Source organism: Pseudomonas sp. AF03-9 (assembly GCF_020515815.1).
GTDB lineage: Bacteria > Pseudomonadota > Gammaproteobacteria > Pseudomonadales > Pseudomonadaceae > Aquipseudomonas.
Map to the genome: position 1 here is coordinate 1 of NZ_JAHPJF010000021.1, position 13,599 is coordinate 13,599.

The window sequence follows — 13,599 nt, forward strand, 5'->3', positions numbered from 1 at the left end:
CAGCCGCGTCCACTCGAACGACAACACCCCGTCCAGCACACCGTCGGTGAGGGTCAGCAACTCCTCCCCGGTGACCATCGACACCGGGCAGCCATGGGTCGCGGTTTTATCCGCAGCCGCAGCGGCATCGCCGTTGGGGTTCTTGCCCGCAGCGGGCACATCATCGACAGGTTCCTGTCGCACCAACGTCGTGTGCTGCCTGGACTTGCTCCGCACCGCCGTCACCGGGTTGGAGACCAGCTCGGTCCCGGCCTTCAACTGCGCACTCGGCACCCCCGAAATCGGCGTCGCGGGACTGCCCAGTAACACCGGTTTGGCTGCCTCGACATGCTCCGCCAGCCGAGACTTACCAAATTGCCCAGCCATGTGCTCCAACCACCTGCGCGCCCGCTGGGACTTGATACCGCCCAGCATCTTCGCGCTCATGCGCACCACCACGCCCATCCCGCCAGTCGCAAGGCACAGCACCAGATTGATCAGCACTTCGGCGCTGATCTCTCCCAGCAGCTCGTTCAGATACGGCGGGGGCAGCAGGCGCATCCAACTGACCAGCGCCGACAGATAAACAAACAGCAGCGGCTCGTCGCTCAACACCAGCAAACCCTTGGCGATGGCGTCGGTGCCGGCTTTCAGCAGCTGTTCGAACTGGAGGTCGGTCAGGTAATGCAACAGTTGTTCGGCGTGGGCCAGCGGGTCTGCCAGCCACTGGAACAGTTGCTTGAGGGTGTCCCAGAGTGAATACAGTGCCTCGCCAAACCCGCGTGCATAGGCCTCGTGCAGCGATAGGTAGCGCTGGAGGAAGTTGGCTTCGGAGTAGTCCTTCCACAGCGGTTTGAAGGTGGTCTTCCATTCGCTGCGCAGCCAGTCTTCCAGCGGCGCGATCACCGCCTGATACGAGGCGTACAGCGCCTTGAAATGTGCCGTGGAGAGGTTGGGATAGAAGCTGACCTTGTAGCGCTGGTTGCGCTCGCATTCGCTGATTTCGAGGATGCCACTCGGGCCGATGGTTTTATGGAGGGGGTCACCTAGTGGGCGGCCATCTGAATCGATCCGCTGCACCTTCACCGGCGTGTTGCCGATGGGCACGAATCGCGCAGTCTGGAACATGTGCACCAGGGTCAACGTGCCATTGGCCGGGCAGGTTGCGGTGGTGCTGCTGGGGAGATTGGAGCGGCTGGCGGGTTCGACGAGTGCCACCTCGTTGCCGACTTTAAATACCTGTTCAACCTCCAACGCCGAAACACTGAAGGCGCTTTGCGTCCAGGCGTCATAGGTATTAAGGCAGCGGTTGAAGTCGCTGATAACCGCGTCGACGTCCCGCGATTTGGCATCCATGGCCGCCAGCACCAGATAGCCAATCGCCTGGCTGGTAGCGGAAATCACGACACGGCCCCCTTGATCAGGGCATCCAAAACAACATCCATCTGCAATCCCTCGCATGGTGAAAATCAGGCGAAGGACTTTGCAGAGGTTCTCAAAGCAGGGGAGTAGAGCTAATCCGGCGGTTGTGTGGGAGGTTTCGACAGGGCAGGTCTGATGCCACTCGACTGGCGGCTATTGTCAGAAATTTCTCACAGGAGTACAAATGTACTCCATGACGACTCTGACTCCCCGCCGCACCGCCATCCTGACCTTTATCCGCGACCGTATCGCGCAACAAGGCCAGCCCCCCAGCCTCGCCGAGATCGCCGAGGCCTTCGGTTTTGCCTCGCGCAGCGTGGCGCGCAAGCATGTGCTGGCGTTGACCGAGGCCGGTTTTATCGAGGTCAACCCGAACCAGGCGCGTGGTATTCGCTTGCTCAACCAACCGGCGCGCCCGGAGTGGCTGGATGTGCCGGTGCTCGGCCGGGTGGCCGCAGGCTTGCCCATCGGCGCCGATGCCGAAGTGCACAGCCGTCTGCAACTGGACCCAGCCACCTTCAGCAAAACCCCGGATTACCTGTTGCGGGTGCAGGGCGACTCGATGATCGAAGACGGCATCCTTGACGGCGATCTGGTCGGCGTACGCCGCAGTGCCGAGGCCTTGAACGGGCAGATTGTGGTGGCGCGCCTGGACGGCGAAGTGACCATCAAGCGTTTCGAACGCAGCGGCGACAGCGTGCGCCTGTTGCCGCGCAACCCCGCGTATCAACCGATCGTGGTGGGGCCCGACCGCGACCTGGCCATCGAAGGGGTGTTCTGCGGCCTGGTGAGGCAAGGCTGATGGGCGCCGTCGTTGCGCTGGACACGCTGTTCAATGGCGGCCGCGTGTGGAAAGGCCGGCCCGCCGCGCCACCGTCCAGCGTGCATCCCACCGGGCTGGCGGGGTTGGACGCGGTGTTGCCCAGCGGCGGTTGGCCGGAGGCGGCGTTGAGTGAAATCCTCATGGCCAAGGAGGGCGTCGGCGAGTTGCAGTTGGTGCTGCCGACCCTGGCACGCTTGTCAAAGGCCGGCGAGCGCATTGTGTTGGTGGCGCCGCCCTACACGCCGTATCCCCATGCCTGGCAGAACGCCGGGGTGGATCTGCGTTTGCTCTCGGTGATCCAGGCCGAGGAGCGCGACGCGCTGTGGGCAGTGGAGCAGTGTTTGCGTTCCGGCAGTTGCGGCGCGGTGTTGTGCTGGCCGCGCAAGGCCGATGACCGTGCGCTGCGGCGCTTGCAGGTGGCGGCGGAAACCGGTCAGACCCTGGCGTTCGCCTGGCGCTCCTTGAACGATGCGATCAACTCATCGCCCGCCGCGTTGCGCCTGGCGGTTGAAGCGAAGCCCGCGCAAGTGCGGGTGCTCAAGTGCCGCGGCGGCCTGGCCCACCCGGCGCCGATTGCCCTGGCCGGGCACTGAGGTTGGCATGCGCTGGGTGTGTATTGTCTTTCCGCAATTGGCGCTGGACGGGGTGCAGCGTGCGCACCCCGAGCCGGACCAACCCCTGGCCCTGTTGGCCGGCACGCCGCAGCGGCGCGTGTTGCAAACTGTCAATGATGCGGCCCGAGCGTTGGGGCTGCGTCCTGGACAATCCCTGACCGCCGCCCATGCCCTGGTCCAGACGTTTGCCAGCGCCGAATACGACCCCGCCGAGATCGAACGCTGGCAGCAATTCCTGGCAGCCTGGGCCTATCGGTTCAGCTCCCAGGTCAGCCTGTATTACCCGCGGGCCTTGTTGTTTGAAATCGAGTCGAGCCTGGGCTTGTTCGGCCCGTGGCCGCAGTTCGAAGCGCGCTTGCGCCAGGAACTGACCGAGCTGGGTTTTCGCCACCGCATCGTCGCCGCGCCCAACCCGGCAGCGGCGCGGGTGCTGGCCAATCTCTACGATGGCCTGGCGGTGGCCGATGACCGCGCCTTGATGCAGGCCTTGGCGCCGCTGCCGATTGACCGCGCCGGCCTCGACCCGCAAGCGGCCACGGCCTTGTCGCGCATGGGCCTGCGCACCCTGGCCCAGGTGCAGGCGTTGCCCCGGCACACCTTGGCGCGGCGGTTTGATGCCAGCCTGCTCAAACACCTCGATGCCTTGACCGGGCAGCGCCCGCTGGCCCTGGCGTTCTATCAACCGCCGGATCAGTTCGATGTGCGCATCGAGTTGAATTTCGACGTGCAATCCCACCAGGCGCTGCTGTTCCCGTTGCGGCGCTTGACCGGCGATCTGTCCGCCTTCCTCTGTGGGCGCGACAGTGGCGTGCAGCGTTTCGACCTGCACCTGGAGCATGCCCAGACCCCCGACAGCGTGATCAAGGTCGGCCTGCTCAGTGCCGAACGTGAACCGGCGATGCTGTTCGAACTGGCGCGCGGCCGCCTGGAGCAAGTGCAGGTGACATCCCCGGTGCGCGGCTTTCGCCTGGTGGCCCAGGACCTGCCGGTGTTCGTGCCACAGCGCCAGGACCTGTTCGACGACCGCCCGCAACAGACCCTGCCGTGGGAGCAACTGCGCGAACGCCTGCGCGCCCGGCTAGGGGATGACGCGGTGCAGGGCCTGCGCTTTCACGCCGACCATCGCCCCGAATGCGCCTGGCAAGCGGCGGCCGACAGTCGCCCCAGCCCACCCCTGAACAACGTCCGGCGCCCCGGCTGGTTGCTGAGCGAACCGACCCTGCTGGCCGAGCCGGGCATCCAGATCCTCATGGGCCCGGAGCGCATCGAATCCGGCTGGTGGGACGGCGCCGACATCCGCCGCGACTACTACCTGATCCAGACCCGTGCCGGTCAACAAGGCTGGGCCTACCGCACCGTGGGCCAGCGCGATGGGCTGTGGCTGCAAGGCTGGTTTGCATGAGTTACGCCGAACTGCATTGTCTGTCCAATTTCAGTTTCCAGCGCGGCGCGTCTACGGCGCTGGAGTTGTTCGAACGCGCCAAACACCAAGGCTACAGCGCCCTGGCGATCACCGATGAATGCACCCTGGCGGGCATTGTGCGCGCCTGGCAGGCGGCCAAAGCGGTGCAGTTACCGCTGATTATCGGCAGCGAGATGCGCATCGAGAACGGCCCGAAACTGGTGCTGTTGGTGGAAAACCTCAGCGGTTACCAGCAGCTGTGCCGCTTGATCACGGTGGCCCGCCGGCGTGCCGAGAAGGGCCGCTACCGCCTGCTGCAAGAGGACTTCGACCAGCCGCTGCCCGGCCTGCTGGCACTGTGGATCGCCGAAGATCGCACCACCCAGGCCGAGATCCAATGGCTGCGCCGCACCTTCGCCGAACGCCTGTGGCTGGCGGTGCAGCTGCATTGCGGCCAGGACGATGCGCGCCTGCTGGAACAGCGCCTGCAACTGGCCGCCAGCCTGCAACTGCCTGCCGTGGCCTGTGGCGATGTGCACATGCATGCCCGTGGCCGCCGCGCCCTGCAAGACACCATGACCGCGATCCGCCATCACGTGCCGGTGGCCGAAGCCGGCACGCGCCTGCATCCCAATGGCGAACGGCATCTGCGCAGCCTCGACGCCCTGGCCGCGTTGTACCCGCAAGCCTTGCTCGACGAAACCGCAACCATCGCCCGGCGCTGTACCTTCGACCTCAGCCAGTTGCGCTACCACTACCCGCGCGAATTGGTGCCCGCAGGCCATGACGCCCGCTCCTGGCTGCGCGCCGTGACCGAAGAGGGCATCGCCCGGCGCTGGCCAGAGGGCGTGGATGCGAAGACCTTGCAGCAGATCAACAACGAGCTGGAGCTGATCAGCGAGCTGGGCTACGAAAGCTACTTCCTCACCGTGCACGACATCGTACGTTTTGCCCGCAGCCGTTCGATCCTGTGCCAGGGCCGGGGCTCGGCGGCCAACTCGGCGGTGTGTTTCGCCCTGGGGATCACCGAGATCAACCCGAGCCTGATGAATATGCTGTTCGAACGCTTTCTGTCCAGAGAGCGCAATGAGCCGCCGGACATCGACGTGGACTTCGAACACGAGCGCCGCGAAGAAGTGCTGCAGTACGTGTTCCAGCGCTATGGCCGTACCCGCGCGGCGCTGACGGCGGTGGTCAGCAGCTACCATGCCGCCGGCGCGGTGCGTGACGTGGCCAAGGCCCTGGGTTTGCCGCCGGATCAGATCAACGCCCTGGCTGACTGCTGCGGACGCTGGAGCGACGCTGCGCCGCCACTTGAGCGCCTGCGTGAAGGCGGCTTCGACCCCGACAGCCCGCTGCTGCGTCGGGTACTCACACTGACCCAGCAACTGATCGGCTTCCCCCGGCACCTGTCCCAGCACCCTGGCGGTTTTGTGATTTCCGAATACCCGCTGGACACCCTGGTGCCGGTGGAAAACGCGGCGATGGCCGAGCGCACCATCATTCAATGGGACAAGGACGACCTCGACGCGGTAGGCCTGCTCAAGGTGGATATTCTCGCCCTCGGCATGCTCAGCGCGATCCGCCGCTGCTTCGATCTGCTGCGCCGCCATCGTCACCTCGACCTGGCCTTGGCGACCATTCCCAAGGAAGACCCGGCGACCTACGCGATGATCAGCAAGGCCGACACCATCGGCGTGTTCCAGATCGAGTCGCGGGCGCAGATGTCGATGTTGCCCAGGCTCAAGCCCAAGACTTTTTATGACCTGGTGATCGAGGTGGCGATCGTGCGGCCGGGGCCGATCCAGGGTGGCATGGTGCATCCATACCTGCGGCGGCGGAACAGGGAGGAAGAGACCACCTATCCCTCGCCGCAATTGAAAGCGGTGCTGGAGCGGACCCTGGGCATCCCGCTGTTTCAGGAGCAAGTCATGCAGATCGCCATGGTCGCTGCCGATTACGGCCCCGGCGAGGCGGATCAGTTGCGCCGTTCCATGGCCGCCTGGAAACGCCACGGCGGCCTGGAGCCGCACCAGGAACGGCTGCGCACCGGCATGCTGAAAAACGGCTACAGCGAGGCGTTCGCCGCGCAGATATTCGAGCAGATCAAGGGCTTTGGCAGCTATGGCTTTCCGGAGTCCCACGCGGCCAGTTTCGCCTTGCTGACCTATGCCAGTTGCTGGCTCAAGTGCCATGAGCCGGCGGCCTTTGCCTGTGCGCTGATCAACAGCTGGCCCATGGGGTTCTACAGTCCGGACCAGATCCTGCAGGATGCGCGGCGACATCGGTTGCAGATCCGTCCGGTGGATGTGCAGGCCAGTGACTGGGATTGCAGCCTGGAACCTATCGAGGGCGCGCAGCCGGCGATTCGCATGGGCTTGCGCATGATCGCGGGGTTTCGCGAAGAGGAGGGGCGGCGCATCGAAGCGGCGCGTCAACGTCGCCCGTTCAACGATATTGCCGACCTGGACGAGCGCGCAGGCCTGGACGCCCGTGCCCAGGCGTTGCTGGCGGATGCCGGTGCCTTGCGCGCCTTGGCGGGCAACCGGCACACGGCGCGCTGGGCGGTGGCCGGGGTGCATAAGCAACTCGGGTTGTTTGCCGGCTTGCCCAGCCCGGATGAAGACGTGGTGGAACTGCCCGCGCCCACGGTGGGGGAAGACTTGCAGGCCGACTACGCCACCGTCGGCACTACCCTTGGCCCGCATCCGCTGGCGTTGCTGCGTGATGAATTGCGCAGACGGCGCTGCCGCAGCTCCAGGGAGCTGATGGCGGTGGAGCATGGGCGCAATGTCAGCGTCGCGGGTCTGGTGACCGGCCGTCAACGTCCAGGCACGGCGAGCGGGGTGACCTTCGTCACCCTGGAGGACGAGTTTGGCAACCTCAATGTGGTGGTCTGGCGCGACCTGGCCGAGCGCCAACGCCAGGCACTGGTGGGGTCGCGGCTGCTGAAAGTGGACGGACGCTGGGAAGCGGTGGGCGAGGTGCGGCACTTGATTGCCGGGCGGTTGACCGACCTGACACCGCTGCTGGAAGGGATTCACGTGCGCAGTCGGGATTTTCACTGAGACGAGTGGTAGGTGCGTTGTTTAACGCCTAACGTACATAGGTTGAAACCATCTAAGTTTGCTGCGCTCCAAAACTTGCCGATGTCTTCTTTGCGTACTGAGCCAACCGATGCAGTTTTTATCCAACCCCCATGGCTGTGAAGGCTGGGCCGGTGAAATGGCCCAGCGGATCCGTGCCTTCGATTGGTCGGCCACCGACCTGGGCCCCATCGACCGCTGGTCCACCAGCCTGGCCTGCAACGTACAGATGATGTTGGCGTCCCCCGTGCCGATGGTGATGCTGTGGGGGCGCCTGGGTTACATGATCTACAACGACAGCTATTCGCGGTTCGCCGGCGGTCGCCACCCGTACCTGCTGGGCACGCCGGTGGAGCTGGGCTGGCCGGAAGTCGCCGACTTCAACCGGCACGTGGTGGACACCTGCCTGGCGGGCGGCACCTTGTCGTTCAACAACAAGGACCTGGTGCTGCTGCGCAACGGTTTGCCGGAAACCGTGTGGCTGGACCTCTATTACAGCCCGGTCGCCGGCGACAACCAGCAACCGGCGGGCGTATTGGCGATTGTGGTGGAGACCACCGAACTGGTGCAGTCCGAGCGGGTGCGCCAGGAACTCACCCACAACCTCGAACAGCGCGTGGCCGCCGAAGTACAGGCGCGCTCCGCCGCCGAGGAGCAACTGCGCCAGTCGCAGAAGCTGGAAGCCATTGGCGGCCTTACGGGTGGCGTGGCCCATGACTTCAACAACCTGTTGCAAGTGATCGCCGGCAACCTGCACCTGCTGGCCCGCCATGAACCGGACAACGCCCAGGTGCAGCGCCGTGTGGCGGCGGCGATTGCGGCGGTGGAACGCGGCGCCAAGCTGTCGGCGCAGCTGCTCGCGTTTGCCCGGCGTCAACCGCTGTCGCCAGCGGTTCACAACCCGCAACGCATTTATGCGGGCCTGGGTGAGTTGCTGCAACGGGCGCTGGGGGAAACCATTCATATCGACGTGCAAATGCCCCAGGACGCCTGGCTTATCAACGTCGATCGCAACCAGTTGGAGAACGCGCTGCTCAACCTGGCGATCAATGCCCGCGACGCGATGAAAGGCGAGGGTGTGATCCGCATCACAGGTGAAAACATCATCCTCAACCCCAGCGATTGTGCGGGCAAAAGCATCAAACCTGGGGAGTATGTGCGCCTGGCGGTCACCGACACCGGGGTGGGCATGTCGGCGCTGACCCTCAAGCGCGCGTTCGAGCCGTTCTTCACCACCAAGCGTGAAGGCCACGGCACCGGCCTGGGCCTGAGCATGGTGTTCGGGTTTGTGCGCCAGAGTGGCGGGCACGTGGAGATGTGGAGCGAGGAGGGCAAGGGCTCGGTGGTGCAGATGTATTTCCCCCACAGCCTGGAGCCGGAAAGCCTGGAAGTGCACATCGATCAACTGCCCCACACCGGCGGGCAGGAAACCATCCTGGTGGTGGAGGACAATGAAGGCGTGCGCCTGACCGTGGTCGAATTGCTGCAGCAATCGGGCTACACCGTACTCACTGCCGAAGACGGCGACCGCGCCATGCAGGCCTTGCAAGGCGGTTTGCTGCCAGACCTGATTTTTACCGACGTGGTCATGCCTGGCCGCGTCAAAAGCACCGACCTGGCCGCCTGGGCCCGTGCACAACAACCCAGCGTGGCGGTACTGTTCACCTCTGGCCACACTCGCGACATTCTTTCCAGCAATCACTTGCTGAGCCCCGACATTCACCTGCTGAGCAAGCCCTACAGCCCCGAAGCCCTGACGCAACGGGTGCGCAGCGTGCTCACCGCGAGATAAGGTTGACCATGACTTCACAGCGCAACACCCCTCAATTCCACGGTTTCGTGCGGGTGCGTGGCGCCCGCGAACACAACCTGCGCAACGTCGACGTGGACATCCCGCGGGATGCCCTGGTGGTGTTCACCGGGGTGTCGGGCTCGGGTAAGTCGTCCCTGGCGTTTTCCACGGTGTATGCCGAGGCGCAGCGGCGCTATTTCGAATCGGTGGCGCCGTATGCGCGGCGGCTGATCGACCAGGTCGGCGTGCCGGATGTGGACTCCATCGAAGGCCTGCCGCCCGCCGTAGCCCTGCAACAACAGCGCGGTACGCCAAACGCGCGCTCGTCGGTGGGCAGCGTCACCACCTTGTCGAGCCTGATCCGCATGCTCTACTCCCGCGCCGGCAGTTATCCGCCGGGGCAGGCGATGCTGTATGCAGAGGATTTTTCGCCGAACCTGCCCCAAGGCGCCTGCCCGCAATGCCACGGCCTGGGGCGTGTGTATGAAGTGACCGAGGCGCTGATGGTGCCCGATCCGTCGCTGACCATCCGCCAGCGCGCGGTGGCGTCCTGGCCGTTGGCGTGGCAAGGCCAGAACCAGCGCGACATCCTCGTGACCCTGGGGTATGACGTGGACATCCCGTGGCGTGAGCTGCCGAAAAAGCAGCGCGACTGGATCCTGTTCACCGAAGAAACCCCCACCGTGCCGGTGTATGCAGGGCTCACCCCGGAGCAGACCCGCGAAGCGTTGCAGCGCAAGCTGGAGCCGAGTTACCAGGGCACCTTCAGCGGGGCGCGGCGTTACGTGCTGCACACCTTCACCCACAGCCAAAGCGCGCTGATGAAAAAGCGTGTGTCGCAGTTCATGCAGGGCAGCGCCTGCCCCTTATGCGAGGGCAAGCGGCTGACAAAGGCGGCGCTGTCGGTAAAGTTTGCCGGGGTCGACATTGGCGAGTTGTCGCAACTGTCCTTGACCCAGCTGGCCGAGCTGTTGCGGCCGGTGGCGGCGGGGCAGGACAGCATGCAACTGTCGGTGGAAAAGCGCCTGGCCGCCCAACGCATCGCCCAGGACCTGCTGGAGCGGGTCAGCACCTTGACCGAGCTGGGTTTGGGCTATTTGTCCCTGGAGCGCAGCACGCCGACGTTGTCGTCCGGCGAGTTGCAGCGCTTGCGGCTGGCGACGCAATTGGGCTCGCAGCTGTTTGGCGTGATCTATGTGCTCGACGAGCCGTCGGCGGGGCTGCACCCGGCGGATGGTGAGGCATTGTTCACCGCGCTCGCACGCTTGAAGGCGGCGGGCAACTCGTTGTTTGTGGTCGAGCATGACCTGGAAACCATGCGCCGCGCCGACTGGCTGATCGATTTGGGCCCGGCGGCGGGCGAGCATGGCGGGCAAGTCCTGTACAGCGGGCCACCGGCCGGCCTGGCGCAGGTTGAAGCGTCACAGACCCGTGAATACCTGTTCGCGGAAAAAAGCGCCTTGCCACGGGTGCGTCGCGAGCCCGGCGGCTGGCTGAAACTGGAAGGCGTGACGCGCAACAATCTCCGCGCGCTGAGCGTGGACTTCCCGCTGGGCTGCTTTACTGCGGTTACCGGGATTTCCGGGTCGGGCAAGTCCAGCCTGGTCAGCCAGGCCCTGCTGGATCTGGTGGGCAGTGGCCTAGGGCGCAGCGTGGAAAGTGATGAAGAACAGAGCCTGGAAGACGCCGCCCCGCAAACCAGCGGTGGGCGCATCAGCGCCGGGCTGGAGCAGATCCGTCGCCTGGTGCAGGTGGACCAGAAACCCATCGGCCGCACCCCGCGTTCCAACCTTGCGACCTACACCGGCTTGTTCGATCAGGTGCGCAAACTGTTTGCCGCGACACCGGCGGCGAAAAAACGTGATTACGACGCCGGGCAATTCTCCTTCAACGTCGCCAAGGGCCGTTGCCCGAACTGCGAGGGTGAAGGGTTTGTCAGCGTGGAATTGCTGTTCATGCCCAGCGTCTACGCACCGTGCCCGACCTGCCATGGCGCGCGCTACAACCCCGAGACACTGGCCATCCAATGGCAAGGCCTGAATATTGCCCAGGTGCTGGGGTTGACGGTGGAACAGGCCGTTGACGTATTTGCCGAGCAACCGGGGGTACTGCGGTCGTTGCAGGTTTTGCGTGACATCGGTCTGGGTTACCTGCGCCTGGGACAGCCGGCGACTGAACTGTCCGGCGGCGAGGCGCAACGCATCAAGTTGGCCACCGAACTGCAACGCAATGCCCGGGGCGCGACCCTGTACGTCCTGGACGAGCCCACCACCGGCCTGCATCCGCGGGACGTGGACCGCCTGCTCAGCCAACTCAATCAGCTGGTGGACGCGGGGCACAGCGTGGTTGTGGTGGAACATGAGATGCGTGTGGTGGCGCAAAGTGACTGGGTGATCGACATCGGGCCGGGGGCGGGAGATCTGGGGGGGAATGTGGTGGCGTGTGGCACGCCGCAGCAAGTGGCCAGAAGCAAAACCAGCCGCACCGCGCCGTTCTTGGCCCGGGAGCTGGCCTGAGCATCAGCCTTCGCGAGCAAGCCCGCTCCCCCTAAAGCCCGCCCCAGAATTTTGAACAGTGTCGTGACCGCAAACATGACACCCCCCTTGCAATGGTCTAGCTTCAAGGGCGTAAGCCATTGATCAACATGCGGAGGTACGTCATGCCAGTGAAACACGACCTGTATCAGGACTTGGGTTGGAGCAAGGAAGCCGTTCATGAACGCAGGGCGGGCGACAAGCGTCTGGATGCGCTGCTCACTCAATACGAGGATGCCGACAAAGAGGTTCTGAAGGCAGAAGCGGCCAGTGCCAGCGATGAGGATGTGGAGAAGCTGAAGAAGAAACGGTTGTTGGTCAAGGATAGGATTGTGGAGCAGTTGGGCTGAATGAAGCCTCACGCCCTACAGAAGGGGCGGACATATTTGTTCAGATTGATCTTACCGACAGCAACCCTGTTGCTGCCTATGATGCCCGTCACCCACCCGGCTCTTGGGGCTCTGGGGGCGAATACGGCGTAAGGATTACGCTGGTGAGCCGGGCGGGTATCTTGTTTCAGGCGAGCAGCGCCTGAGTGCATTCGTCAATCGAGCGCTGCTGCGTCTCGCCATACAACTCCAACTCGTCAATCGTCCGGCGCCCCAACGCCTTCTCGAACTCCGCCTTGTTTGAATTGGCCGCGTAATGACTCTGCGCGGCATCCCCAAGGTTCGACTGAAAAATCCCCGCCGCGCTTACCGGCAGAAAGTCTTCGTACACCAACGGCTCCACTGTCACATGACCTGCCGCGATCAGCGCCTCCAGTGTGCGTGGTTGATCGGCCTGGCCACGGGCCGCCAGGCCGGCATCGGTGGCGAAGTAGCGAAAGTAGGCGAGACCCTGTTCACGCATGTGTGCGTGGTTGTCGGGGAAGGCCTGGAAGTGCTGTTCCATCAGTTGCATGTAGCGTGCGGCATTGCCCTCGTTGGGGAACGCGCCCAGTTCATCGCGTGCGGCATTCAATAACTGGTCATACAGCGCACGGCCTTTGGGGGTCAGGGCTACGCCGCGTTGTTCGATTTCGCCGAAGCGGGCGCTGTGGCTGCCTCTGGCGTCGGTGAAGGCGATGGCTTCGTCGAGGGCCTTGAAGCTGGTCTGGCGCAGCAGGATCGGGCACTGGCGGCGCGGCGGGCCTTCGATCACAGCCTTGGGCGTGATGCCCTTGCCGGGCATGGCGGCCTGGACTTGGTCGATGTCCAGGGTGCGCGGGGTCAGGTGGTTGATGTGCGGGCCCTTGAACGCCACCACGTCGGCGATCAGGCGGTGCTGGTCGCTGAGTTGCTGGTACTGCGCGCGGGTGACAGTGGCGGTGTGATGCCAGCGGAAGGTTTCCAGGGCCTGGAGGATAAATTCCTCGGCATCCACGGCGTTGAGGCCGCCAGCCTTTTCCGCTTGTTCGATCAGCGCCATGGCGCCAGGGGTGAAGATTGAGCGCTTGGCCAGGGCGGTTTCGGCGAAGGCGCGCAGCTCGGGGTTGTCGATCAGTTCCAGGCGCAGCAGCGAGGTGAACACGCGGAACGGGCTGGTTTGCAGCGCCTGCTCATGCACGGCGCGGAACGCGGTGGAATGCACCGGCACGCCGGCTGGGGTCAGGTCGTAGTAGCCCACCGGTTGCATGCCCATCACTGCAAACAGACGGCCGATGGTTGCCAGTTCGAAGGCGGTGCCCAGGCGGATGGCGCCGTGACGTTCCATGTCCAGGCGCTGGATTTCGCCGGTGCGTTGCAGTTGTTGCGCCAGGTCCGGCTGGGCCTCGAGCACGCGGGTGTTGGTCTCGGCCACCAGCGCCATCAGTGCGCCATACAGCGGAACTTCATCTCGGTACATGTCGGACATGGCCTTGGAAAAGCCCTTGCGGATCTCGTCGGGGCTGACATGTGCGGTGCTGGGCATAGAAAAATTCCTGATGACGATGGTGGTGGACGTAGCCGATGCCAGGATTTTGTT

The 13,599-nt window shown here is 64.4% G+C and carries 9 protein-coding genes; 7 read left to right on the plus strand and 2 right to left on the minus strand.

Annotation, left to right across the window (positions count from 1 at the left end; genetic code table 11):
• Positions 1–1,335 (minus strand): DUF6531 domain-containing protein (locus LIY36_RS23170; protein WP_226457360.1); only part of this gene is annotated, 1,335 nt, incomplete at its 3' end.
• A 250-nt stretch (positions 1,336–1,585) separates the two neighbouring features.
• On the opposite strand from LIY36_RS23170, the gene lexA reads away from it, so the two are divergent.
• From lexA to LIY36_RS23205, 7 genes are all read left to right on the plus strand, one after another.
• The gene (gene lexA, locus LIY36_RS23175; RefSeq protein ID WP_192300805.1) at positions 1,586–2,203 is read left to right on the plus strand and encodes a transcriptional repressor LexA; all 618 of its coding nucleotides are present in this window, start codon (positions 1,586–1,588) and stop codon (positions 2,201–2,203) included.
• The gene (gene imuA / locus LIY36_RS23180; RefSeq protein ID WP_226457301.1) at positions 2,203–2,817 is read left to right on the plus strand and encodes a translesion DNA synthesis-associated protein ImuA; all 615 of its coding nucleotides are present in this window, start codon (positions 2,203–2,205) and stop codon (positions 2,815–2,817) included. Before lexA ends, imuA begins: the two co-directional genes overlap by 1 nt.
• A gap of 7 nt (positions 2,818–2,824) precedes the next feature.
• The gene (locus LIY36_RS23185; protein ID WP_226457302.1) at positions 2,825–4,240 is read left to right on the plus strand and encodes a Y-family DNA polymerase; all 1,416 of its coding nucleotides are present in this window, start codon (positions 2,825–2,827) and stop codon (positions 4,238–4,240) included.
• Positions 4,237–7,308 (plus strand): error-prone DNA polymerase, encoded by a 3,072-nt coding sequence (locus LIY36_RS23190; RefSeq protein WP_226457303.1) that lies wholly within the window; start codon positions 4,237–4,239, stop codon positions 7,306–7,308. The genes LIY36_RS23185 and LIY36_RS23190 overlap by 4 nt, the downstream gene beginning before the upstream one ends.
• Before the next feature lie 109 nt (positions 7,309–7,417).
• Positions 7,418–9,118 carry an ATP-binding protein gene (locus LIY36_RS23195; protein WP_226457304.1) on the plus strand — a complete coding sequence of 567 codons (1,701 nt, stop codon included), beginning with the start codon at positions 7,418–7,420 and terminating at the stop codon, positions 9,116–9,118.
• An 8-nt stretch (positions 9,119–9,126) separates the two neighbouring features.
• Positions 9,127–11,634, plus strand: a complete 2,508-nt coding sequence (uvrA, locus tag LIY36_RS23200; protein ID WP_226457305.1) for an excinuclease ABC subunit UvrA — start codon at positions 9,127–9,129, stop codon at positions 11,632–11,634.
• Positions 11,635–11,777: 143 nt separating this feature from the next.
• Positions 11,778–12,002: a DUF465 domain-containing protein gene (locus tag LIY36_RS23205; RefSeq protein WP_226457306.1), complete on the plus strand. Its 225-nt coding sequence runs from the start codon at positions 11,778–11,780 to the stop codon at positions 12,000–12,002.
• Positions 12,003–12,168: 166 nt separating this feature from the next.
• Here LIY36_RS23205 and hglS read toward each other — a convergent pair whose 3' ends face one another.
• Positions 12,169–13,545 carry a 2-oxoadipate dioxygenase/decarboxylase HglS gene (hglS, locus tag LIY36_RS23210; protein ID WP_226457307.1) on the minus strand — a complete coding sequence of 459 codons (1,377 nt, stop codon included), beginning with the start codon at positions 13,543–13,545 and terminating at the stop codon, positions 12,169–12,171.
• Positions 13,546–13,599 lie beyond the last annotated feature (54 nt).